Genomic DNA, 25,295 nt, shown 5'->3' with positions numbered 1-25,295 from the left:
CCGGCTGTTCGTTTAGGAAGCTGCAGTGGACAAAGAGAGCGGACAATTTAAATTTCTGCAATTCTCAGATGTGCATTTGGATTCTCGTTTGAGTTTTCTCAAATTGCCGCTCTCACTAAGCGAACGACGGCAGCGAAGGCGTGAAATATTGGAAGTTTTTATGCTGGCGCTTGAAGTGGCGCGAGCTGAGCGCGTTGACGCGGTTCTGATTCCCGGTGATTTGTGGCACAACGAGACGATCAGGGGCGCAACATTGTCTCGAATCATCAATGGCTGTGCTGAATTAGAAAATGTGCCGGTCCTGATTACCCCGGGCGACAAAGACTGTTATGGACCGGAGTCTTTCTACAACAATGATATTTTGCATCTCTTCGGCTTGCCAACCTGGCCTGATAACGTTCATATCTTCAAAACCGGCGACTTTTCCACGGTCAGGCACCCGTCTTATCCGAATGTCGCCTTTACCGGGCGAGCGCTGCTCGATTCCGCTCCTCAAGCCGAGAACCCCTTGGCTAACCTGATTCCCCGAGACCTGGACGCAGAGATAAATATTCTTTTGTTATGCGGCTCTATCGAGGGTTACACCGGAGTCGACAGGGCGAACGAGGCAGCACCTTACAGCCCGTTTACGGCTGAGCAGCTGGAGGAGAACCAGTTTACCTATGCTGCTCTCGGACATTATCAAGACTATACCGAGGTCCTTTCAGGGGCCGGGGATATTCTGGGCGCATACTCGGGATCGATAGCTGGCAGAGGCTTTGATGAGCTCGGTCCGCGTTTTGCCTTACTTGGAACGATACAAAAGAACGAATTTGGCGCCTGGCAATGTAACATTGAACCGTTAGAGCTGGATCGCCGCCGGATGGTTATGGTGACTGCCGATATATCCGGTCTGACTGGTGAGGAAATGCTGCACGAGATCACAATGAGTATCGCCGACCATGGCGGCCGCATCGAAAGCGATCTTGTCTTTCTGCAACTGGAAGGCAATTATAGAATTGACACTAATCCGGCTGAAATCATCGACGAGTTGCAGTATCGTTATTACAACGTAGCGGTTATGGACTATACGAGACCTGATTATCTTTCCGAAACGTTCGATGAGCGAACTACTGAGGCAAAATTTGTTGAAGCTCTGTTGGCTATGAAGAAAAATGCTGAAGATGTTGGTGGCGAATATGATACCAATCAAAATGATGCGAATTTGATTGAAGATGCTTTGTACTATGGTTTGGATGCGCTCAGACGAAAGAAGGTGACTGTTCGCGATGTGGATTGAGAGGATTGACTTTGCCGGATATGGAAATATTTCCGGTGAAAAGATCGAATTTAAAGACAATAAACTCAATCTCGTTGTGGAAAGCAACGAGTACGGTAAATCCACCATAGCCAGTGCCGTCTGGGCGATTCTTTATGATTTTCCAGAGAGCGGCGAGCAACCCTCAGAGCGTGAAGCGCGAAGACCGAGTGCTGCTTCCAAAATGCCATATATCGCCAGTATCGATATCACCACCAATGGCACCCGGTTGAAAGTTATTCGAGATTTTAGCGACGGCGCAGTGCAGGTTGTCGACCGCGATCAGAAAAACAAAGATGTGACGAAGCGATTCCGTGGTCCGAACGGCGAGGATCAAGTCGGTCTCAAATTGACCGGAATGACACGCGAAATGTTTCGCAGCACTTGCTTCGTAGGGCAAAGAGAGCTCGATGAGCACGCCTTTAGCGGCGACAGCGATTTGACTTCACTGTTTCAAGGAATCGCAGACAGTTCACAGCCGGCCAGCAATGCCAGCCACGCCATCGAAATACTCGAAGACGCCCTGCATCATTTCCCACACAAGGGTAAGCGAAATCGAGTGGAAGTGGTTATGCGTGATCTGGAAGGGCAATATTACGAGCTGTCAGACAAGATCAAAAAACTGGAATCAGACAAGGATCAGATCGGAGTCAATATCAGCAAGATAGGCAAACTTGAAGGTGATATCGTCGATGATACCGAACAGGCTGGCGCCAATGAGTATTTCGAACTCTGTCTGGAGGCTGCGGACACTGATAACAGGCTGATTCAGGCCCAAACAACTCTGGCGAAGCTTTCAGAGTTGCGTCAGGAAATGAGTTCGCTCGGCAATATGGATGGGTTTCCGATTGACTCCGTAAAACGAGTGGAAGAATTGTGGACCCGTCGTCAATCTCGTCAGGAAGATTACGATCGCTATCTGGAAGAGATGGCACCACAGCTGCGCGAATATGAGTCGCACGAAAAACACGCTCAAGATAGATTCGACGGTCTGAGTGAGTTCAGTGCCGACGAAGGCAAGCGCATCGGTGTGCTTGCGGTGACTTTCTACAACCTTCAGGCAGAACTGCACGACCTGCGCCAGCGGCGCGGTGACCGGGATCCTGATGTTGGATCTGGCGCTAAGCCTGGGGCTCCGGCTCAACAATCTCTTGATGAGATGGAGCATGAAAACGCTCGTTCATATGTGGCTTTAATCGATTCTTTCAAGGAAGCAATTGCAGACGCCGAGTCTAAAATCGACAAGAATCGAATGTTTATTTTCGACGTGGAAGAGCAAAAGAAAACAAAGAAAGTGATGTTTGTTCTTCCCGGCGCCTCTAAAAAGAAAGAAGTCGAGCTAGCGGAAGCAGAAATAGAAAAATGCCGCAAGCAGGTCGATGAGCTGAGTACCAAAATACGTGGTCTGGAAGGCCGGTTGGACGCGCTCGCTCAGAAGATCGGTTTGGCCAGCGGCAAGCATCTTGTGGCACAGTTGACAGGCGCACCGATGCCGGTGAACAAAGAGGCGGAAGCGCGAGCCAGTCTGGACAATCTAATTATTGATAGAGAAACAACGCTGGCTCAAGTTAAAGCAGACCTCGAACCTTTCTTCGTTAAAGCAGGACGTCAGGCCTGGGAAATCAACTCAGACAGCGCCACTGAACTTGCGGATCAAATCGGCAAGTACATCGAAGAGCAGCGCCATATCAGTTCGACATACAGCGCAGTCAAACAGAGTAAACAGCAACTCGAGTTTCTCGCCAGCGAGATTCAAAACATTGACGATCAGCTGCGAGAGATTTTTGTCAACGCTCACCTTGAAGATTCAGATAATATTGCAGATGTTCATCAGCAGTTTTTCTCCAAGCTTGCTTCATTCCATCGCTGGCAGGTGATGCATACTGAGCTGAGAAAGATGGAAACAGATATGTCGTCTGGCTTCACGCCAGATGAGCTGCCGCCGCAAGTGGAGCGTCTGGAGACCATGCGCATGGAGATTTTTGCTCGCATGCAGGAATTGGTTGAACAGTATCCGAACATCGCTGAGATGGCGCCGCCCATGACACCACCAAGACGTATGAACTTGAGTGGTGGCTATTCCAGCAAGATGTATCTGGATGACCTGCGCCGTGAGCGGGATGAGTTGACTCTCGCGGTGCGCACTGCATCGATGAATCACGATCAGAATTATCTGGCCGCGGTGGAAGAACTCGAGCAGGTATCGCGGGAGTTGAACAATGTTCGCCGTGCCAAAACTGCCATTGAACTTGCGCGCGATACGCTGCAGAGACTTTCTGCCGAGACCTACGAAGATTGGTCAGTCAAGCTGAATGAGATTGCGAAAGAGATGATCACCAACATCGGACTCGACTTCGATCATCTTCATTTTGACTCTGACTTGCGAATTACCGCTCGCAAGAAAAGCGACGGGCAGGAAGTGAATGCCTCGAACATAAGCACTCAACTTTCAACTGGCACCAAAGAGCAGTTGCACTGGTTGGCACGTATGGTCGTGTCTCGCTTTCTGTCAAAGGGTAATCCGCTGCCGATCGTGCTTGACGAACCTTTCAGCGAAGCAGACGATGAGCGCTTCTTGCGCGTCATGCAGTTTTTGCTCGATGTGCTGGTGGCGAATCACCAGGTGGTTATTTTCAGCTGTCACCAGCAGCGACACCACTGGCTGATCAGCCAGCTCACTCCTGAGCAGACCGCAAAAATCGATTTCGCGCGCCGCACACCTTTGCGCGGCTAGTTTCACTGAATATAGTGCTTGTGGATTACTCGGCCAGTTTTCGATCTTCGCGTATTTTGAATCCCGTCAGTTGTGACAGCGATTCCATTACTTCCCACGTTGTCTTCTCAAAATCATCGCTCGGTTGAATCAGCTTTCCGATATGCGCAAACGCTTTCTCGCCCTTTTCGGCGGTGCCAATTAGTCCAACCGGAAGAATCTGAACGTTGTTTGATTTTGCGAAATAGGCAGCGCCTAGATGCGGTGGACCGAGGTAGCCGGGTGTTTTCGGTCGCGTACCCTCAATGAACATAGACACGCACCAACCAGCCTTGAAGATGTTGCGCACTGATTTGATTGTGCGTTTTTCCGGCTTATCTCGATTTACTGAAATGGCTGAATAGAACTCGATCAAGGCCGATACTTTCGGGTTTGTGAAAAGTTCTTCTTTAGCGATGAATCCCATGGGTCGGTCAACGGCAATTACCAGAATGGGAGGGTCCCAGTAAGACAGGTGATTCGCCACAATCAAAACCGGCTGGTTCTTAGGCACATTCTCCCTTCCCGTCACTTTCAAGCGGTTGCGCCAGTAGTAAATCGGATAGAGAAGGTATCGGGCTGTGCCGATTTGCGTTAATCTGCGAATCGGGCTGAAGTTTTTGTCTTTATAGTCTAGTGCGGGCAATGATTCCTGCGTGCCTTATGGCTTCACGCCGACATTTGTGCGGGGGAGCGTGATGCGCACAACTGAGTTGTCTTCTTGCTGGCTGACGAACAAGTTGCCTTCTTTATCGAGTGCCAGGTAGTAGGGCTTACGGAATCCTGTCGCGATGACGCTGGAGATGCCGGCTGGGCTGATGCGCACGACCGTTCCTGAGACGTAATTGGCGACATAGACATTGCCTGGATTATCCACAATCAACCCGATTGGTCCCTTGATGTTGGCGCCGCTGGCGAACTGAGAACGGCTTCCATCGGCTGTGATGCGGTCGATTGTGTTGTTCAGGAAGTTCGCGATGTAGAGGCTACCGCCTGGTCCGAAGCTGAGCCCGGCCGGGGCTGAGAAGCCCGTGGCTATGACTCTCACGGCAGCATTCGGGAGGACCGCCACTGGGCCGGTGGGGCTCGGTGGGGTGTTGAACTTTGGCATGGTCGCAGGCTGCTCTTGCACCTGGGGAGCAGCGGCTTGCGGCGCCTGAACGGCTATCTGCTGAACAGGCTGTTGTTGGACCGGTTGTTGTTGCTGAGTGGCAGCCGGTGGCGGATACGACATTGGTTGCGCTGCCTGCTCGCCGGCGCCTCCTGCAGTCGTGACTGTGCCGCCACCCTGGACCATTCTTCCTGTGACGTTCGAGTCGACCTGAGTAGTCTGGACAGGCGGGGCAGCGACGATTTGTGACGTCTGCCCTGAATCAATCATCTGAATGCGTCTTTGAGCTTCGGCAAAGTGGGCGTTGTTGGGAGCGATGGCGGTCAAGTGCTGCCGAGCTTCAGCCGTCTGACCCAGGTCTGTCAGGCAAACGCCAAGCTGGTAGTGCGCGTCAGGGTCCATTGGCTTAACCCGAAGCACTTCCTGAAAGCGCGGAACCGCCTCCTTGCAGCGTTTCTGGCTCTGATAGAGAACACCCAGGTTGTACTGAGCATCGGCCAGGTTCGGGTCAATGTCGCATGCCCGCTTGAAGAAGATAATCGCTGACTCTGGGCTGCCCTGCTTGTAGGCGGTCAATCCGAGATTGTAAAGACTGATCGCATGTGGGCTCTGCCCTCCGGCTGCAGGAACCTGCGCTGCGACTGGCAGCGATGCAGTCGAACAACCCACCGCGATTCCAAAAGCCGCGGCTATGGCTATTCTTCTCAGCTCGTTCATCAATGTACTCTCCTGATAGCGCGTCAAGTTCGAACCTTCTACCTGTTAATTTGAGACTGTTTTGGACTTGTTTTGGGGATCTTTGGGAAAAACTGTTGCATTCGGGTATATAAAACTATGCTAAGACTTAGTAGGGTGGCTCGAGGAAACTGAAATAGATGAGAACAGTCGGACACATAATCACGTCAGCAGGCGTCAGTTTAGCCAGTTATTACAGATACCGTTCCCGAAATGCCGCCTTAGCCAGTTTTCTCGTCGGCTGGTTGATTGATCTCGATCATATCTTCGATTATGTTTCCGCGCACGGATGGAAGCTCAATTGGTCGAAGGTGAACGAGGCTAAACACGAGCACTATAGCGGAAAGCTATATTTGCCACTGCATTCATATGAACTCGTGGCGTTGTTTTTCCTGTTCTTCCGTGGACCGCAGAAACAGCCATATCGAGTCGGAATCACAGCGTCAATTTTGACCCATCTGCTGCTCGATCAGCGCTGCAATCCGAGCCGAAAACCATTAACTTATTTTCTAGCGCATCGCATCAAAAAGCGCTTCAGAGCGTCTGAAATTTTGCATCCGCACGTGCACACAAATTGCTAATTCGAGGCTGCACCATATTTGGTGTCAACTTCGATTCTGATTTTCAGCTGCTGATTCTTGAATGAGTTTGCCGAGCAAGTGAACTTCAGCTGCTGATTCTTTGCACGACTTTGCCGAGCAGACGAACGCTTCCATTCGTCACCACTTCGTCGCCTTGTTTTAAGCCGTCGAGAATTTGTGCATTGTTATTGAACTTGGCGCCAATACTGATTTTCTGCTCTCGAAATGTATTGGGCGCAATTTTGATGTAGACGATGTCTGATTCGCCCAGCTTTTGCACTGCCTGCTCCGGCACGAAAAGTCCCGAGATCTTTCCGATAGTCAGATTCAGCTTGGCGAACATATCAGGTTTCAATTTCAATGATGGATTGTTGATCGTTGCACGTACTGAAACCGTTCTCGTTTCTGGATCTACATGGCTGTCAATGAAATCTATCTGTCCTAGAAATTTCGTGGTTGGAGCGCCCTGAATAGAAACTTCAGCTGGTGTGCCTATGCTCACTTGTTCCAGGTTGCGCTCGAAGACTTGTGCTACCACCCAGACCTTGTGCAAATCAGAGATCGTGAACATCGATTTGTTGTTCTCCACCGCTTCGCCCGGGTCAATATCGCGCTCTGTAATGATGCCTGAACGCGGCGCACGCACTTGAAAGAGATGGTCAATAGTCTTTGTGGCGGCAATTTTGTCTACAGCCGCAGGCAGTACACCGAACAGCTTCAAACGTTGTTTGGCGGTCTCGATGTAGCCTTTTCTTTTGATCTGGGAAGATCTGATCGCGGCCTCTGCTTCCTGCAGATCTGATTCTGCGCCCTCTACGTCTGCCTGTGAGGCGATTTTTTCTTGAAGCAGCAACTGTTTGCGGTTGTATGTTTTTTGAGCAAGAGTGAGTTTCACTTTCAGCTGCATTTCTTCGGACTCGAGATCCAGCAATTTCTGCAACAGTTCCGATTCGATTTGTGCTACTTCGTCGCTGCGCACTGTCGCTAGCTTCTGACCTGTTGTTACTTGATCGCCGATTTGAACGTCGACTTCCTCGGCTCGTCCGGGCACCAGGGACAAGACAGGCATCGTCATAGTGGTGTCGCCTTTTACGACTCCAGCTGTTTCCAAATATTCGGGAATTGTCCTGAATTGGGCTGAGTTGGTTGTGATTCCGAGTCTCTGAATCTCGTCTGCGGGCAGTTGAATAGGATCTTCTGCTCTCACTTTCAGGTGTGGAGGAGCAGCTGTTTTAGCGGATTCGGTGCATCCTGAAAGCAGCGTGAGAGCCGCTATTAGCAAGCTCCAGTTTGGCAAGTTCACTTCTATCTCTCCTCGCTATGTTCGTTTGCTGTTGGCGATAGCAAGGCTGGCTCTGATGCTTGCTCGGGTTCTGTTTTCGGTTTCATCTTACGCGATCGTCCTACATTCGGGGCAAACCGTAAATAGAGCGCAGGCAGTACGTACAATGTAAGTAGTGTACATGAGACGAGTCCACCAATAATAACGATAGCAAATGGCTTCTGTGTCTGCGATCCGATTTCATTGGAGAGGGCTGCAGGCAAGAGACCCACTGCTGCGATTACAGCTGTCATCAGCACAGGTCGCATGCGAGTCAGCGAGCCGTTGAAAACGCTGTCGTAGACAGAGTGTCCATCGTGTCGTAATTCGTTTACGAATGAAACCAGCAAAATGGCATTTTTAACGGCTAATCCGAACAGGGCGATCAGTCCGACCCCGGCCGCAATGGAGAAATATGTCCTGGTGAGAAGGAGGGCGCAGACAGCGCCGATGGCGGCAAGAGGCACAACTGAGAACATGATCACGGCGCCTCGCAGCGTGCCGCATGAAATATACAAGATCGAGATGATCACAAGTAATGTTATTGGCAGTACGATTGACAGCTGGTGAATGGCTTCGCGCTGTCGCTGAAATTCGCCGCTCCATTGAACTGAATATCCCTCAGGAATAGTCAGCTCCGCGTTGACTTTAGCTTGCGCTTCGTTGACTGAGGCGGCCAGGTCACGACCGCGAACGTTGGCGCGAATCGTCGCCATGCGTGAGCCACCATCTCGCCAGATCTGAGTCGCACCGACGATTTCTTTTATTGTGGCTACGTCCATGAGAGGAATTTTGCCACCATGAGGAGTGTCAACCAGAATGGTTCTCAGTGACTCTTCTGATGAGCGATAATTTGGTGAGAGGCGGACAATAACCGCAAAACGTTTCTCTCCATCAATCACCTTTGTACATTCCTTACCGCCCACAGCTATCTCGACGAGATCTTGTAAGTCGCCTACATTCAATCCGTATCTCGCTGCTTTGTCTCTATCGATTTCTATGGCGAGCTGCGGCTGTCCGAGCAATGGATCAACTATGACGTCTACGATGCCTGGCGTTTCTGCCATGATGCGACCGACTTCGTGTCCAAGTTTTTCCAGCTCTTGCAAATCAGGACCGGCGACCTTGGCCACAAGCGATCCCTGTACTCCTGACAGGGCTTCGTCTAGGGTCGTTTGAATGTATTGAGTGAAGTAATATTCAACGCCAGGAAGCTGCTGCAGGTCATCTCGCATGTCCTTGATCAGCAATTCCTTATTCTCGTGATACTGTGGTCGCCATTCTCTGGCCGGCTTCAGATCTACATAATGTTCCTGATCGGCAAATCGGGCTGGATCTGTTCCATCATCAGGACCGCCGACTTGCGATAAAACTTGCTTGACTTCGGGATACTTCAGCAGCGTCAGACGAATCTCTCGCGACACTTTTACTGATTCCGGAAGCGTTACACTGCCGGGCTTGATTGTCGCTCTCAGCCAGATGTTGCCTTCTTCCAGGTGGGGCAAAAACTCGCTGCCTACTTGTGTGAAGAGGAATCCAGAGGCTATCACTGCTGCCAGCGCGAGCCCGATGACGATGTTTGTGTGTTTGAGCGCCCACTGCAAAGTCGGTTTGTAGAGGCGTCTGGCGAATACAACCAGTGGTGATTCGTGCTCGACTGTTTTTGATTTGAGCATGAAGAACGAGCAGAGTACCGGCACCAGTGCCAGAGCCGCCAGCCCGCCCCCGACGAGGGCGCAGACCATCGTGGTGGCAAGCGGTCGAAACAGCTTTCCTTCCACGCCGTTGAAAGTAAAAATCGGCAGGAACGTTGCGATGATGACGATTATTCCAAAGACTACTGGTGTGCCGACCTCGCGCGCCGCGTCTCCAAGAAGGGTCAAGCGCTCTTGCGGGGATAATTTCTGTCCGTCTTCTGAGAGCCTGCGCACTATGTTTTCGGTCATGACGACGGCGCTGTCGACCAGAATGCCGAAGTCGATGGCGCCCAGACTGAGCAGGTTTGCTGGTACGCCCAGTGTTGCTAAACAGATGAACGCAGTCAGCATGGCAAGTGGAATAGCCACTGCCGTGATCAGCGCTGATACTACGTTAACAAGGAAAATTGACAGGAAAACAATCACCAGAGTGATGCCGATCGCTACGTTTGTGCCCACAGTCTTCAGCGTCTGGTTGGTCAATTGTGACCGGTCATAGAGCGGAGTTAGCTCGACGGTTGCGGGCAGATGTTTGAGTATTTCGGGCAAGCGCGCATTCAGCTCCTCTAAAACTCGGGAGGGATTTTCTCCCCTGCGCAGTAAAACAATACCTTCGACTACGTCATCTTCCTCGTCTTTGCCGACCTGCCCGCGCCTGACCATTGGCGCCAGATCTACCGTCGCCACGTCTTTGATTCTGACTGGAATTCCATTGGCGCTGGATTTGATCGGCACCTTGAGCAAGTCTTGCTGATCGTGGAGCAGACCCAGCTCGCGAACAATCAAGGCATTGCCGTTGTGCTCGATGAATCCACCGCCTGTGGTGCCGTTCGATTCTGCAACAGCTTCATACAAATCCTTCAGCGAAATGTCGTAGGAGCGCAGTTTATAGGGGTCTACGGTTACCTGGAATGTTTTGGTGGGACCACCTTCGCTTACAACTCCAATGACACCGGGCACCTGTCTGAACTGTTTTTCCAGTTCCCATTGCTCAATGGCTCTCAATCCCATCGGCGAATAGTGCGTGCTGTGAAGCGAATAACGGTAAATTTCGCGCAATGAGCCCACGTCGGGTTCCAGATGCGGTTGCGCCTCAGCTGGGATATCAGCTTCATGCACCCGTTCGAGCACTTGCTGTCGAGCGACATTTGTCGAGGTTCCATCTGAAAACGTAGAGATGATTACAGAAAGTCCGTATAGCGACAGGGAACGGAGCGCCGTTTGATTCGGAATTCCATTCATCTCCTTTTCCAGTGGAACTGTAATCAGTCTCTCGACTTCTTCTGCCCCTTTGCCTGGCAAGAGCGTAATAACGCGCACTTGCGGGTTGGCAAGCTCCGGATATGCTTCGATGGGCAGAAGTTTCCATGCCACCAACCCGAAGAAAATCAGCAAAATGGTTAGACCAAGGGTCAAATACCTGCCCTTGAGCGCGCCGTTTACAAAACTATCGATAATATGGTGCATGTGGTCTTCAGTGGTCTTAACTGAAGTTTGGCAGAAATGGTCGCAGTTGGTAATTCTGCAATTTTAATGATTGGTGATCAATCCGCCGATCAGTTGTTTATCGACGAACAAATCTAAGTTTCGTTGTCAAGATACTGCTGTTCCCAGGCGCTGATGCGCTGGAACATCTCTTTCTTCATGGCGCCGGGTTGCTCACGCATTCGTGCATAGAGAGACTGCATCGAGGGTAAATGTGACATGTGCTTCGAGCCCCATTTAGCCATTTCAGCAAGAATAGGAAAGAGATCTTTTCCTTTTTCTGTCAGGTAATAGAGTTTCCTTGACCCGTGATCGGGGTGAGGAAGCTCGCCTATTACTTCGGCTGCTAATAGCCTCTTTAGCCGGTCTGTCAAAACATTAGTGGCGATGCGTTCGGGTGAGTTCAAAAACTCTTTGAACTCGTGCTTGTTGAAAAGGAACATGTCTCGAATGACAAGAAAAGTCCACTTGTCCCCGAACAGTTCGAGAACGTTGGATATTACACATTCAGATCTGGCTTCAACTGCAGTCATGTCATCCATTATACAGAACACTTGCATTTTGCAAGTGGTTGCGGTAGGCTTTCAGTACTTGCAAATCGCAAGTGGTAGTCCGGAGGTGTGAATGATAAGCTCTGCGTGCAGTTCGGATATACAGGTTCGCGAAGCCGAGCAAGGCGAGTGGCAGGCTATTGTCGACCTGACCGTCGCTGCTTATTCTCAGTACGAGGCGGCCGCCGACTCGAAATTCTGGCAACAGTATCAAGCTAATATCAAGTCGACCATTCTTTCGTCCACCGATATTTCGAGACTGGTAGCCGTAAAAAACGGTGAGATCCTCGCTTCCGCAATTTACTGTTTTCCTGCTAAAAAGGTGATGGGCGGCAGGGTGGTTTCTAACGCATACCCTGAGATGCGCTTGCTGTCCGTGTCTCCATCTCATCGCAATGAAGGCTTGGGAACGGTATTGATTGATGCCTGCGAGCGACTGGCACGTGAAAGTGGTTATTCCGCAATTACCTTGCATACGACACAACTAATGACGGTGGCACGAAATATGTATGAACGCCGCGGCTACGTTCGCTTTGAAGAAATTGATTTCGAGCCGGCACCGGGCTTTCTGGTTTGGGGTTATATAAAGGGACTGGACTCAAATGAATGAACCAAAGTTACAGGCACCAGGTGCAGGCATACCGGCGCTTGAGCTGCTCATAGCAAAGCATTTTATTTTCCCGAAGCGCTTCAAAACTACCAGCAATCAAAAAGCGATTGCCGATTTTCGAGAAGAATCGGAAAAGATTTTGAAACTGGCGCGTGGATTGACGCCGCAACAATTGTCTGAGCGTCGATTGATTCCCAGACTGCGAGGGTTAGAGGATAGCTCTCGCTATTGGTCAGTGGCAATGGCCATGGAACATCTGATCATTGTGGGAACTGGCACCAGAGGAATTATTCTCGCTCTTGCACGCAACCACACTGATCTGCCGAAGCGTGGGACGGCTGATGTCAAACCTTCAACAGAGTTAGATGCTCTTGAAATTGTCGGTAAGTTCGAGGAGTTTACGAATACTTTCGTTCGCTCCGTTGAAAAAGTCGATTTCGACAAATATCCCGAGGCGGGCCACCCTCACCCGTGGTTTGGTCCATTAACAGCAAGGCAGTGGCTTGTCTTCGCTGCACCACATCAGAAAATTCATCGGCAACAGATCGAAGCTATCATTCAGCGTTTGTAGACGGCGACTTATTTAGTCTGTGTTGTTTTACCATCGTCCGGCTTGTCGGCTGTCTTTAGACGGGCTTTTTCTTCGGTCATCAATTGCGTAATGATGTCGTTCATTTGAGGTGAAATCAGCGTTGTCGTCATTTCCATTGACTCACGCATTACTTCCGGCATCTGCTTCAGTGATTTTTGTCCCGTTGGTGTCTTATAGAAAGCGATGATGTCTTTCAATTCGGCATCAGTGAAATTCTTATCGTAAACAACTAGAGCCACTTTGTTCAGAACATCGCCGAGATTGATTTTCTGCACGAAGAGTTCTCGCAGTCGTTCCGAGGAGCGCAACGATCTTGCTTGAGATTTTTCAATCAGATCTTTTTTCTGGTCGTCAGTCAAGCTAGTGTCTGCGTTTACGATTGCAGCGATCATCAGTGGATACTGTTTCTGGTGTGCAGCCATCATTTGCGCCACCACCTTATCGACGGTTTTGTCCGCTTCGGTAATTTTGAGCAGGTCCAGAATCAACGCTTTCTTTTCAGGCGAAAGATTTGGATTCTCTACGCTGGCGGCTGCTGCGGTACTGGTCTTGTCCTGTGCTTCTGGAGAAATAGCTAGTGCTGAGCTGTGCAGTGAAACCGACATAAAGGCTGCCAGACATAAAGTTGTGAGTCTCACGAAAAATTCTCCTGATTGGAACGGATCGGGTATCCGTGTATTTTACAGCTCCAGGCTGCTTTAGCACATGAGCCAGCCCGATCAGTTATTCTCAGTTGGATAGAACCCCTGAGATGTTTAATCCACTTAACATCCAGTTGCGCAAAGTCCCCGTTTTATATGTGTTTGATGTTCTCGCCGGTATGTTGCAGAAACAGGTGCCTACTGCTTCGACACGGGGATTGCGGATGATTCATTTAAACACCAGACCAGCAAGCTACATATCGCTCCAGCCGAAGACTTCCTCAAGATCGGGTCAATATATCTCCGGATATTGCACAGGATCGATTGGTCGGCTCGTGCAGCTGCATGCTCACGTATATAAAGAGCTTTGCGGCTTCGATTCTCGCTTTGAAGCTTTTGTCGCCAGAGAACTCGGCGACTTTATCGAAAACTTTGATCCGACTTGCGATGGATTTTGGCTCTATAGAGATGCTGAAAATGTTGTCGGCTGCATAGCCATCGACGGTCACGATAGAGATGGCGCCGGCGCTCGCTTGCGTTTTCTGATCGTCGATCCGCACTGGGGCAATCAAGGCATTGGCACAAAGCTGATGGCGCAGGCGATCAACTTCTGCAAGAAGAAGCAGATGCCTAAGATTTACTTGACGACCACTCCTGCTCTTCGAGACGCCAGGCGGCTCTATGACAGATTTGGATTTGTGCAGGTTGGAGAGACGTTGCATGACGACTGGGGTGTAGCCAGCGTACATCAGCGATTCGAGCTCAATCTCGCGAACGATTTTGGTGCGCGCCGAGCAATCGATGTTCAAATCATGCCGTTAGTTTCAACTAGCAACTTTTGTTGATCGACGGACTTTCGAATCATGCGAATGTTGATTCGACCCGAGAAAACTTTCGAATGTTGATTTGATCTGAACTTGCTTGATCTGATTAAAATTTAGTGCGAGCCTATCTTGACCAGGCTCGCACTTTCGTGCCGCCTGTCACCATGCTTTGCATTCCTTCTGTGAAGAAAAGATATGGGTGCTGGGTTGGATCCAACTTTGTTGCTTCATCGAGTTTAGTCAGGGCTTCATCTGGAATTGTGAATTCGATTGCTTTGAAGTTGTCTTGAAGCTGGTGCAATTTCGTTGCACCGATGATGGTTGAAGTGACTCCCGGTCTGGTTGCCACCCAATTCAGAGCGACCTGGGCCGGAGTTTTTCCAATTGACTTCGCTACGTCATTCAAAACATCCACAATATCCCAATTGCGCGCGGTGAAGAGCTTGTCGAATCCTGGATGACCTTTGTCTTTCATGACAGACAGTCTGCCTTCGGCGCCGTTATTCAAATCGCGTTTGTATTTTCCGGTCAACATACCGCTAGCCAGCGGACTCCAGGGCGTCAGTCCCATTCCCAGCTCGATGGCTGCCGGAATATGCTCGCGTTCAATGTTTCTCTCAAGCAGAGAATACTCCAGTTGCAGTGCTGAGATGCGGTGCTTGCCTCCGGTTTCAGCGAGTGTCTGCATGCGGCTCAGATACCATGCGGGAACATCGGAGAGTCCAAAATATCTGATCTTCCCTTCTTTCACCAGGTCATTGAATGTAGCCAACACTTCTTCGACAGGCGTGACGGTGTCCCAGGTATGCAGCCAGTACAGATCCAGATAGTCAGTGTTGAGGCGCTTAAGCGAGCCTTCCAGAGCGCGGTAAATGTTTTTTCGACCGTTGCCCCCAGCGTTGGGATTGCCTGGTTGCGCGTTGAAGGTGAATTTGCTGGCAATGACGGCACTGTCACGCAACTTGCCTTCTTTGATGAATTTGCCGAGCAACTCTTCGCTCTTGCCGTTGGTGTAACCATCTGCGGTATCAAAGAAATTACCGCCTTCTTTTGCGTAAGCATTGAATATTTCGCGGGCGGTGTCTTCCGATGCGCCCCATCCCCAATCTTCGCCGAAGGTCATGGTGCCAAGGCAGAGAGGGCTGACTTTCAGTCCGGATTTCCCAAGTGTGATGTAGTCGGATACTTGCATCTTTATACTCCCCTTATGCGCCCGTTGTCAGATTTAAGCGACATCGATTGTGGTTTGAATTCTGATGAGCATACAAGGTGCATGTGAGTTTTGAATGAAATCAAGAGAGCGTGTGAACTGACCATTACATAGCAAAAAGCGCAGCTTTGAAGCCGCGCTTTTCGAATTTTTCAGACTGCCTTGCTTACGCTGGAACGTTGAAGGAACCTTCGCCGATTGGCGGGTAGATGTCCTCTTCTTCTTCCTCTTCTTCCGTTGGGATTGTGTGTCCCTGGAAGCCGGTTCCTGCTGGAATGAGACGTCCGATGATGACGTTCTCTTTCAAGCCGCGCAACCAATCTTTCTTTCCTTCCACTGCAGCTTCGGTGAGGATTCTTGTGGTTTCCTGGAACGATGCGGCAGAGATGAAGCTTTCCGTGTTCAAGCTGGCTTTAGTGATACCGAGCAACACTGCTGTGTATGTGGCTTCTCTAATTCCTGCCTGTCTGGATTTTTCGATTTCGGCATCCATGAAGTAGCGTTCGAGCAACTCACCAGGCAACATGATCGTGTCGCCTGGCTCGTCTACGCGCACCTTGCGAGTCATCTGTCTGACAATGACTTCGATGTGCTTGTCGGCGATTTCTACACCTTGTGAGCGGTATACCGACTGTACTTCGTCTACCAGGTATTTCTGAGCTGCTTCGATGCCCATCAAACGCACGATATCGTGTGGGTTTGGCGGTCCGTCTGTCAGCGCTTTTCCTGGTGTGATGGCCTCACCTTCTTCAACGATAACGTTCAAGCCTTGAGGAATGACGATTTCTTCTTCGTTGCCTTCACCGTAGACGATGAAGAGACGAGTCGTATCATCTTCACGCATGATGCGGGCTTTACCGCCTTTTTCAGCGAGAATGGCGCATTCTTTCGGCTTTCTTGCTTCAAGAAGTTCTTCAACTCTCGGAAGACCCTGAACGATGTCTCCGGTTTTCTGACGTTCGTATACGAGCGTTGCGAGCAGGTCGCCGCGTTGTACCAGAGCGCCGTCTTCAGATTGCAGTTGTGTGTTACCGGAGATGAGATATGGTCTGCCCTTACGGATAGTCACATCAGTTCCATCAACAGCCACTACCTGACCGGAGTGAACCGCAGTCGTCGACTTCGAAATCGGGTCGTCGTTGCGCAACAAGTCGCCTTCCTTGACGGTGACGGCGCCTTTGGCCTTGTGGTGCACTTGCTGTTCTTCTGTAATAAGAAGAATTCTTCGTTCGTCTGTCTTCGACAATTGAACGCGTGCAGGTGTCTTTGTCAGCACTTGCGTGGTGGCAACCGCTGATTTCTTTTCGACGATGTCGCCGTGCTGAACGGATAGCAGAGTGACGTTGAGGTCAGTGTCGCGACGCAAGAGGATGTTTTCTTGAACAACGATGTTCAAGTCTTCTTCGCCGATTTCCACCGTTCCCTTCAGTCCTTGCAATTGACCTTGCATCTGCAGAACCAGTGATGTTCTGGTGAGCTGGGCGCCCTGCAAGTGACGTACTTTTTCGCGATCTCTGAAGAGCAACTGAGTTACTGATCTCAAGCTGATCTTGTCGTCGGTGGCGCGGTGTTTGAACTTCGTTTCTTTAGGCTCGATCCAATATTCTTCAATCGGGCGAACCAGAAGTTGAGCTGTACCATCTTCTCTTTCGAGAATGTTGATGATCTTTCTGTCTTTGAACTTCTGACCTTCGAGAATCTCGGTGCCTGGTTCAACGATTTGACCTTCCGGAACTTTTACGTCTGAAGGATCACCGATGTTGATCAATTCGCCCGGGCGAACGATTACTTCGTGAATGATGTCGTTGTCGGCAACGATTTCAACGATACCGTCCATGTGGGCAAAAACGTCTTTGACGATTTCTTGACCAGCTGTGACAGTGTCGCCTGATTCAGTCATCTTCAAGCTGATGTCTTTGGAGATGAAGTGAACTTCTTCAGGAACGAAGAGGATGCGTCCGGCTTTGGTGACTACGCGGCGATCGTCGATTTCGACGCCGTCATAGATGATTTCTCCGCCGGAGTTGACCACGTTGGTTCCGTCGTCGACGAGTTCAGCGATAATCTTGCCGTTTTCAACGATTTCGTCGTTAACGACTTTGATTGTGTAGGCTTCTTTGCTCTTCGCCACTCTCCAGGTGTTGCCGTTCTTGGCTGTTTCCAGCTTGGCGTTACCGGCGCCGACCGACGAGATGATGACGTTGATTTCCTTACCTTTGACGAGTCTGGTGACTGTCTTCTTGCCGCTCTTAACGACTTCGGTTTCGATTTCAGGACCGAAACGCACTTCACCACCATGTTCGGTGTTGATTTGAATTTCAGCGAGAACATCGTTCGGATTTACGTCCTGACCGTCTTTGACGACTACATGAGCGCCTGAAGGCAGGTTGTATACGTCACCTTCCAGTACCCAGATGATACCGGCGCGGTTGGCTGTGCGAGAGATGTTGCCCTGACGGTCGCGTTTTTCGTCAGCCTGGAATCCACTGAACATGATACGTCCAGAGATGTCGGCGGTGATGTCTTTGCTGGCGCGCTCAGTCAAGTTCTTCTTCGAACCTGGTGGGTCGTACTCAGCGATAACTTGACCAGGAGTTACTGTTGAACCGGCCTTGAGCAGGATCAATGCGCCTGTCGGAATCGGCAGTTTGTGTTCTTTCGATCCGGCAGTAACAACGATGGCACCATCTTTGGTGGTCTGGTCTACAACGTCACCGTAAGCTGTTCTTACTGAACGGCTCGGAATCTTGTAGCTGACTTCACCGGCGGCTGGAGCTTTAACCTGAGCACGGCTGCTTCCACCTGCGACGGCGCCGCCTGTGTGGAATGTTCTCATCGTCAGCTGTGTTCCAGGTTCACCGATTGACTGCGCTGCGATAATACCGATCGCTTCACCAACATCAACCAGGTGGTTGTTGGTCATCGACCAGCCGTAGCACTTCTGGCAAACGCCGTATTGGCTGTCGCAGGTCAGTGGTGAACGCACTTTGACGCTCTTCAGTTTCTTCTGGTCGAGCAATGCCGACAATTCGCGGTCAATCAAATCACCGGCGCGTGCGAGCACTTCTCCGGTTTCTTCGAGAATCACATCTTCTGATACTGAACGACCGAAGATACGCTCAGACAATTTGACCATGGCTTTGTCGCCTTCCATGATCGGTTGCATGTAGATACCGCGGCTGGTTTTGCAATCTACGTCGCGAACGATAACGTCCTGGGCAACGTCGACGAGACGGCGTGTCAGGTATCCTGAGTCGGCTGTCTTGAGCGCTGTATCTACCAGACCTTTTCTTGCACCGTAGCTGGAGATGATGTACTCGGTTACGTTCAAGCCTTCGCGGAAGTTTGCTTTAATCGGCAAGTCGATAATCTGACCTTGAGAGTCAGCCATCAAGCCTCGCATTCCGACGAGCTGACGAACCTGGGAGATGTTACCTCTAGCGCCGGAGAACGCCATCATGTATACCGGGTTCAATCTGTCGAAGTTGTCGACTACTTCTTTCGTCAATTGGTCGGTGGTGGCAGACCAGGTGTCGATTACTTTGTTGTAGCGTTCTACTTCTGTAATTTCGCCGCGTTCATAGCGTCGTTGTGCTTCTTCGATTTCTTTCTCGGCTGCGGAGATCAAACCTTTCTTGGCGTCTGGAACGTCGAGGTCGTCAATCGAAATCGTTACACCAGCTTTGGTGGCATATTGAAATCCGAGGTCTTTCAACGAGTTCGCCAATTCCGCGGTGCGGGCTGTGCCGTACGTTTCGTAAATGTCTGATAGAAGATTTCCGAGTTTCTTCTTGTCCATCGTCATGTTGATGAACTTTAAAGTGTTTTTCTTATCTGTCGTGCTGACCATAGGTCCCTCTTCTTCGTCGTTCAGTTTGTTAGCGGATGAAAAGGATGGCGCGGCATCGACCCCGCCATCCTCTTCGTTTAATTCACGGAGGCGATTGCTCCACGCACTACTTCATTGAAGATGATGCGACCAGGAGTTGTCTCGATAGTTTGGCCGTCTACGTCGCGCACTTTGATCTTGGCGTGCAGGTCGACTACGCCGGCATCATAAGCCGAGCGAGCGTCACTGAGGCTGACGAAACGCATTCCGGCACCGCGACAGACTTTCGGATCATCTGAACCTGGCTTTTCAATCGTCAGGTAGTAGATGCCGAGCACCATGTCCTGGGTAGGAGTGACGGTCGGTCTGCCTGTAGCAGGCAAGAGAATGTTGTTGGAGGCGAGCATGAGCATGTGTGCTTCGGCTTGCGCTTCAACTGAAAGTGGAACGTGAACAGCCATCTGGTCACCGTCGAAGTCTGCGTTGAACGCTGAACAAACGAGCGGGTGCAACTGAATGGCGCGACCTTCTACCAGCACCGGTTCAAAAGCTTGAATACCGAGTCTGTGCAGTGTCGGTGCGCGGTTGAGCAGTACCGGGTGACCTTGAATAACTTCTTCGAGGATTTCCCAGACTACGGCTGATCCCTTTTCAATCTGCTTCTTAGCTGATTTGATGTTTTGAACGATCTGGCGCTCAATCAATTTATTGATTACGAATGGCTTGAAGAGTTCGAGAGCCATTTCGCGAGGCAGACCGCACTGATGCAGTTTCAGTGACGGACCGACTACGATTACAGATCGTCCGGAGTAGTCGACACGCTTACCGAGCAAGTTCTGACGGAATCGTCCTTGCTTACCTTCGATAATGTTCGAGAGTGATTTCAGCGGTCGGTTGTTTGGACCGACTACGACTCTTCCTCTGCGACCGTTGTCGATCAAGGCATCAACAGCTTCCTGCAACATACGCTTTTCGTTGCGCACGATGATTTCAGGAGCGCCCATCTCGAGCAATCGAGCCAGACGGTTGTTTCTGTTGATTACACGACGATAGAGGTCGTTGAGGTCGGAAGTCGCGAAACGTCCTCCGTCCAGCTGCACCATCGGGCGCAGGTCTGGCGGTGTAACCGGTAGATTGTCGAGCACTACCCAGGTCGGGTCGGTGTGCGAGTTGATCAGAGCTTCAACGAGACGCAATCTCTTGATGATTTTGGCGCGCTTCTGTTGCGAGCCGGTTGCCATGGCGAGCTCTTCTCTCAACTGTTTGGAGAGATCTTTCAAGCCGGGCAAGTCGAGCAAACGACCACGATCGTCTTTGTTGTCTGGACGTTCGTAGGTTGGTTTGGCCAGTTCGTGAAGCAGTTGTTTGATTGCTTCAGCGCCGATGCCGACGTCGAACTGTAAGCTTGGATCATCGAGCGAGCGCTCATATTCTTCTTCTGAAAGCAGTTGGTATTTGTGCAATTCAGGCGCATTACCAGCGTTTGTGACGATGTAAGCGTTGAAGTAGACAACCTGTTCCAGGTCACGCAGAGGCAAGTCGAGCAGCAAACCGATGTAGCTCGGGATGCCCTTGAGGAACCAGATGTGTGTCACTGAAGAGGCGAGTTTGATGTGACCCATGCGGTGACGGCGGACTTTCGAGTCTGTCACTTCGACGCCGCAGCGTTCGCAGGTGATACCACGATGGCGTACACGTTTGTACTTACCGCAATAGCACTCCCAGTCTTTCGATGGTCCGAAGATGCGTTCGCAAAAGAGACCGTCTTTTTCTGGTTTGAGAGTACGGTAGTTAATTGTTTCGGGTTTGGTCACTTCACCATGTGACCAGCTAAGGATGCGCTCTGGTGATGCAATCCCGATTTTGATGTAGTCAAACCGATCAATACTTGTAGCCATTTAGCTGACAGACCTCCAGCAATTCAGGGACAGAGCCCTACGACATAGTTGTCTTGTGAGTTGTACTTTCGAACGGGTGGGCGGACAACTATGCCCGCCCACTGATTTCTCGAATTTAGACGTCATCGCCTGCGTCATCACCGTCATCTTCTTCGTCGGCTCCGAGGTCGACGTCATCGACTTCGGCAGCGGCTGCACCGCCACCACCACCGGCGAAGACATCTTCATCAGGTTCGCTGACTGCCACCGCTGCTGATGGCACGACGGGTTGACGTGAAAGTTCAGCAAGCTCGGACTCGATGCCGATTTCGCCAAATGGACTGCGGCGCATTCCACGTGGTCTTGCTTCTTCCACTTCCGTCATCAAGTCGACTTCGAGCTCGCCGCCTTCGCGTGTGCGTTTGGCGACGGATACGTCGAGACCGATTGATTGAAGTTCGCGAACGAGCACTTTGAAGGATTCCGGAATACCAGGACGCTTCAGGTTTTCACCCTTAACGATCGACTCGTATGCTCTCGAACGTCCGTTTACGTCGTCTGACTTGATAGTCAACATCTCTTGCAGAGAGTAGGCTCCACCGAACGCTTCCAGCGCCCAGCATTCCATTTCTCCCAGACGCTGACCGCCGAACTGAGCCTTTCCGCCCAGTGGCTGCTGCGTGACCAAGCTGTATGGTCCAGTCGAACGGGCGTGGATCTTGTCGTCGACAAGGTGGACCAGCTTCATCATGTAGATCTTGCCGACAGTGACAGGGTTGTCGAAAGCGTCGCCGCTTCTGCCGTCAAAGAGTGTGATTTTGCCGTTATCACCGACCCAATCGAAACCAGAGATGTCTTTGCCTTTGGTGATCTCGCCATGAACGAGATGCGAAGACGCTTCTTTGGCGTACATTTCGTCGAATGGTGGCACTTCATAACGTTGCTGGGTGAGCATGGCTGCCAAACCGAGCAATGTTTCGAAGGTCTGACCGACGTTCATACGGCTTGGTACACCAAGCGGGTTGAGAACGATGTCGACTGGTGTGCCGTCTGGAAGGAAAGGCATATCTTCGGTCGGCAGAATGCGAGCGACGATACCTTTGTTTCCGTGACGTCCTGCTACTTTGTCGCCAACGCTGATTTTGCGTTTTTGAGCGATGTAGACACGCACCACTTTGTTTGCTACAGGCGGGAGTTCATCGCCCTTTTCGCGGTCGAAGACTTTGACGTCTACGACGCGGCCGCCTTCACCGTGTGGAACGCGCAGAGAGTTGTCTCTGACGTCGCGTGCCTTTTCACCGAAGATGGCGCGGAGCAATTTTTCTTCTGGCGGATGTTCAGATTCACCTTTCGGTGTGATCTTACCGACCAGAATGTCGTCTGGATAAACGCGTGAACCGACTCTGACGATGCCGTTCTCGTCGAGGTGACGCAGTGATTCTTCCGAGACGTTTGGAACTTCTCGGGTGATTTCTTCTGGTCCCAACTTGGTTGAACGAGCGTCGATCTCCAGTTTTTCAATGTGAATCGAAGTCATTACTTCGTCGAACACGAGACGTTGACTGATCAAAATCGCGTCTTCGAAGTTGTAGCCTTCCCATGGCATGAAGGCCACGAGCAGGTTGCGACCTACTGCCAGTTCACCGGAGTTGGTGGCAGCACCGTCGGCGATGATCTGTCCTGGTTTGACATGATCACCAACTTGAACGATTGGCTTCTGATTCAGGCATGTGTCCTGGTTAGAGCGCTGGAATTTCGAGAGTTTGTATTTAACGAGTCTCTTGTCTTTGGTGCGCACGTGAATGGCGGCTGCCGTCACGTACTCGACTTTTCCTTCCAGGTCAGAAACGATCACCATACCCGAGTCGCGAGCTGACTGCTTTTCGATACCGGTTGTGACGAGCGCTCTTTCAGTTCTTACCAGAGGCACTGACTGACGTTGCATGTTCGATCCCATCAGGGCTCGGTTAGCGTCGTCGTGCTCGAGGAAAGGAATGAGAGCCGTTCCAACTGAAACGATCTGAATCGGGCTGACGCCTACGTAGTCGACTTGCTCAGGCGGAGTTTCGATAAACTCAGCTTTGTAGCGTACCGGTACGAGCGGGTGAACGAAGTCACCGTTGTCGTGCACAGGCACGTCGCCAGGAGCGACTCTGTATTTGTCTTCTTCGTCGGCTGTAAGGTAGTGAACTTCTTCAGTCAACTTGCCGTTATCGACTCGTCTATAAGGAGTCTCAATGAAGCCGTACTCATTAACACGAGCGTGGGTTGCCAGCGAGCCGATCAAACCTGCGTTCGGACCTTCAGGAGTCTCTACCGGGCAGATGCGACCGTAGTGGCTGGGGTGAATGTCGCGAACCGCGAATCCGGCTCTTTCTCTCGACAATCCACCAGGACCGAGGGCTGACAGACGGCGTTTGTGCGTCAGTTCTGCAAGCGGGTTGGTCTGGTCCATGAACTGTGACAACTGCGATGAACCGAAGAATTCACGGATTGCAGCGACCAGCGGTTTTGTGTTGAGCAGGTTGGCGGGCGTGAGCGTATCGGCATCTTGCAATGTCATACGTTCGCGAACGATTCTTTCCAAACGGGTCAAACCAATTCTGAACTGGTTTTGCAACAATTCGCCGACTGAACGGATACGTCTGTTGCCGAGGTGGTCGATGTCATCAACGTGACCTTCGTCGTAGTGCAAGCCGATTAAGTAGTCGACTGCGGCAACGATGTCTTCACGGGTGAGCGTGCGTTGTGCTTCAGAAACGCTCAGGCTGAGCTTTTTGTTGAGTTTGTAACGACCAACCTTGCCAAGGTCGTAGCGCTTGTCATCAAAGAATCGGCTGTCAATGATGCTCTGTCCGCCAGCAACTGACGGTGGGTCACCTGGACGCAGCTTTCTGTAAACTTCGATGAGCGAATCTTCGCGTGACTTGGTGCTGTCTTTGTCCAGCGTCTTCTTGAGGAAGTCGCGGTGGCGGAAGAGAGCTTCCATTTCCTGGTCGGAATAGCCAAGGGCGCGCAACAGAGTTGTTGCCGGCAGTTTTCTGTTCTTGTCGATTTTGACGTAGATAACGTCATTGACGTCGGTTTCGAACTTGAGCCAGGCGCCTCTGTTAGGAATCAAAGTGGCGCTGAATGTTCGTTTACCGTTGGTGTCTACTTCGCGTTTGTAGTAGATGCCGGGGCTTCGGACGATCTGGCTGACGATGACTCGCTCGGCGCCGTTGATGATGAACGTACCGCGGTCCGTCATCATCGGGATGTCGCCGACGTAAATCTCTTGCTCTTTGATTTCACCGATTTCGCGGTTGACCAGACGCATTTGAATACGCAACTTCTTGGTGAAGCTGGCGTCCATAGACCGAGCGTCTTCAGGCGTTTTCGGCTTATTTGGCTCTGTATGATCTTCGAACGTGTAGTTCGGCAAGAAGTGTAATTCGAGCCTTCCTGTGTAGTCCTTGATGGGACTGAAGGCTCTTAATTCTTCTCCGAGTCCCTCATCAATGAACCACTTGAAGGAACTCTTTTGGATTTCGGCTAGGTCCGGAAGATCGGCGATACGAGGGCTACCGACCCCGAAGGTTCGGACGCGCTCAGATAACTCTAAAGCCATCGATTACCTCTGGTAGATTGGCTGGATACTTCGGCAGATGCGGTGTGGGCAACTGCAGGCACAAGTGTGCAAATATACGTAGCCTATCATTGTAATGTCAATGCAAATGTGATGAGACGTGACGGCGCGTACGTGACGAGAATTTCAATAAATTCTGTCTCATTTGCGCAGAAACGGCTAAATACCAGCTTATCTAATAACTTAAAAGCTTTTCAAAATAGTTCGTTATTTCTTAATGCTGCTTATTTGTATGTAACACTGGCTCCAAATCTGATGTCAGCAGAAAATGTCGACTCGAATGCCACACCTTGACGAGCCCGAAAGCCTCTATCGGTCATGGAGCGCACCCGTCTCGGGTGCATCTCTCTCATGGAGCGCACCCGTCCCGGGTGCATCTCTCTCATGGAGCGCACCCGTCCCGGGTGCTTCTACCATCTTCCCCGTGGCGCACCACGCCCGCGCCCGGCTATAATCCACAACATCCTCGTGGGGATGGAGCATCGCTGGTGTGGTGTGCGGTCTTCAAAACCGTTGCGGGGCAGACAAGCGCTGTCCTGGGTGGGTTCGATTCC

General features: G+C 51.0%; 16 protein-coding genes. 6 read left to right on the top strand and 10 right to left on the bottom strand.

Features of this window, described 5'->3' with window-relative positions:
- The first annotated feature begins 25 nt into the window (after positions 1 to 25).
- Together EKK48_28795 and EKK48_28790 are read left to right on the top strand one after the other, a co-directional pair.
- Positions 26 to 1,279 carry a hypothetical protein gene (locus tag EKK48_28795; GenBank protein ID RTL35680.1) on the top strand — a complete coding sequence of 418 codons (1,254 nt, stop codon included), beginning with the start codon at positions 26 to 28 and terminating at the stop codon, positions 1,277 to 1,279.
- A complete protein-coding gene (locus EKK48_28790) occupies positions 1,269 to 4,031 on the top strand; it encodes a hypothetical protein (GenBank protein RTL35679.1) in 2,763 nt (920 codons plus the stop codon). Before EKK48_28795 ends, EKK48_28790 begins: the two co-directional genes overlap by 11 nt.
- A 25-nt stretch (positions 4,032 to 4,056) precedes the next feature.
- Here the strand turns inward: EKK48_28790 and EKK48_28785 are convergent, their stop codons facing one another.
- Together EKK48_28785 and EKK48_28780 are read right to left on the bottom strand one after the other, a co-directional pair.
- Entirely contained in the window at positions 4,057 to 4,695 is a 639-nt protein-coding gene (locus tag EKK48_28785) for a 1-acyl-sn-glycerol-3-phosphate acyltransferase (GenBank protein ID RTL35678.1), read from the bottom strand.
- Between the two features lie 15 nt (positions 4,696 to 4,710).
- The gene (locus tag EKK48_28780) at positions 4,711 to 5,877 is read right to left on the bottom strand and encodes a tetratricopeptide repeat protein (GenBank protein ID RTL35677.1); all 1,167 of its coding nucleotides are present in this window, start codon (positions 5,875 to 5,877) and stop codon (positions 4,711 to 4,713) included.
- A 158-nt stretch (positions 5,878 to 6,035) separates the two neighbouring features.
- Here EKK48_28780 and EKK48_28775 point away from each other — a divergent pair, with 158 nt between their 5' ends.
- Positions 6,036 to 6,476, top strand: a complete 441-nt coding sequence (locus EKK48_28775; protein RTL35676.1) for a hypothetical protein — start codon at positions 6,036 to 6,038, stop codon at positions 6,474 to 6,476.
- 85 nt (positions 6,477 to 6,561) lie between these two features.
- Here EKK48_28775 and EKK48_28770 read toward each other — a convergent pair whose 3' ends face one another.
- The 3 genes from EKK48_28770 to EKK48_28760 all read right to left on the bottom strand — a co-directional run bounded on the left by EKK48_28770 (position 6,562) and on the right by EKK48_28760 (position 11,512).
- A complete protein-coding gene (locus EKK48_28770) occupies positions 6,562 to 7,779 on the bottom strand; it encodes an efflux RND transporter periplasmic adaptor subunit (GenBank protein RTL35675.1) in 1,218 nt (405 codons plus the stop codon).
- 2 nt (positions 7,780 to 7,781) lie between these two features.
- Positions 7,782 to 10,961: an efflux RND transporter permease subunit gene (locus EKK48_28765; protein RTL35674.1), complete on the bottom strand. Its 3,180-nt coding sequence runs from the start codon at positions 10,959 to 10,961 to the stop codon at positions 7,782 to 7,784.
- Between the two features lie 113 nt (positions 10,962 to 11,074).
- Positions 11,075 to 11,512 carry a transcriptional regulator gene (locus EKK48_28760; GenBank protein ID RTL35673.1) on the bottom strand — a complete coding sequence of 146 codons (438 nt, stop codon included), beginning with the start codon at positions 11,510 to 11,512 and terminating at the stop codon, positions 11,075 to 11,077.
- Between the two features lie 91 nt (positions 11,513 to 11,603).
- Between EKK48_28760 and EKK48_28755 the strand changes: the two genes are divergently transcribed.
- Together EKK48_28755 and EKK48_28750 are read left to right on the top strand one after the other, a co-directional pair.
- Positions 11,604 to 12,140, top strand: a complete 537-nt coding sequence (locus EKK48_28755; GenBank protein ID RTL35672.1) for a GNAT family N-acetyltransferase — start codon at positions 11,604 to 11,606, stop codon at positions 12,138 to 12,140.
- Positions 12,133 to 12,711, top strand: coding sequence for a DinB family protein (locus tag EKK48_28750; GenBank protein RTL35671.1), 579 nt, complete (start codon positions 12,133 to 12,135; stop codon positions 12,709 to 12,711). Before EKK48_28755 ends, EKK48_28750 begins: the two co-directional genes overlap by 8 nt.
- Before the next feature lie 8 nt (positions 12,712 to 12,719).
- Here EKK48_28750 and EKK48_28745 read toward each other — a convergent pair whose 3' ends face one another.
- Positions 12,720 to 13,370 (bottom strand): DUF2059 domain-containing protein, encoded by a 651-nt coding sequence (locus tag EKK48_28745; protein ID RTL35670.1) that lies wholly within the window; start codon positions 13,368 to 13,370, stop codon positions 12,720 to 12,722.
- A 113-nt stretch (positions 13,371 to 13,483) separates the two neighbouring features.
- On the opposite strand from EKK48_28745, the gene EKK48_28740 reads away from it, so the two are divergent.
- The gene (locus tag EKK48_28740; GenBank protein RTL35669.1) at positions 13,484 to 14,218 is read left to right on the top strand and encodes a GNAT family N-acetyltransferase; all 735 of its coding nucleotides are present in this window, start codon (positions 13,484 to 13,486) and stop codon (positions 14,216 to 14,218) included.
- A 103-nt stretch (positions 14,219 to 14,321) separates the two neighbouring features.
- Here the strand turns inward: EKK48_28740 and EKK48_28735 are convergent, their stop codons facing one another.
- The 4 genes from EKK48_28735 to rpoB form a co-directional block, all read right to left on the bottom strand.
- Positions 14,322 to 15,389, bottom strand: a complete 1,068-nt coding sequence (locus EKK48_28735; GenBank protein RTL35668.1) for an aldo/keto reductase — start codon at positions 15,387 to 15,389, stop codon at positions 14,322 to 14,324.
- A gap of 184 nt (positions 15,390 to 15,573) precedes the next feature.
- Positions 15,574 to 19,257: a DNA-directed RNA polymerase subunit beta'' gene (locus tag EKK48_28730; GenBank protein RTL35667.1), complete on the bottom strand. Its 3,684-nt coding sequence runs from the start codon at positions 19,255 to 19,257 to the stop codon at positions 15,574 to 15,576.
- Positions 19,258 to 19,334: 77 nt separating this feature from the next.
- Positions 19,335 to 21,134: a DNA-directed RNA polymerase subunit gamma gene (rpoC1, locus tag EKK48_28725; protein ID RTL35666.1), complete on the bottom strand. Its 1,800-nt coding sequence runs from the start codon at positions 21,132 to 21,134 to the stop codon at positions 19,335 to 19,337.
- A gap of 115 nt (positions 21,135 to 21,249) precedes the next feature.
- The gene (gene rpoB / locus EKK48_28720) at positions 21,250 to 24,723 is read right to left on the bottom strand and encodes a DNA-directed RNA polymerase subunit beta (protein ID RTL35665.1); all 3,474 of its coding nucleotides are present in this window, start codon (positions 24,721 to 24,723) and stop codon (positions 21,250 to 21,252) included.
- Positions 24,724 to 25,295 lie beyond the last annotated feature (572 nt).

The organism is Candidatus Melainabacteria bacterium, assembly GCA_003963305.1.
Classification (GTDB): Bacteria; Cyanobacteriota; Vampirovibrionia; order Obscuribacterales; family Obscuribacteraceae; genus PALSA-1081.
The sequence above is the reverse complement of the archived record's forward strand: the minus strand, read 5'-3'. Positions and strand labels throughout refer to the sequence as shown.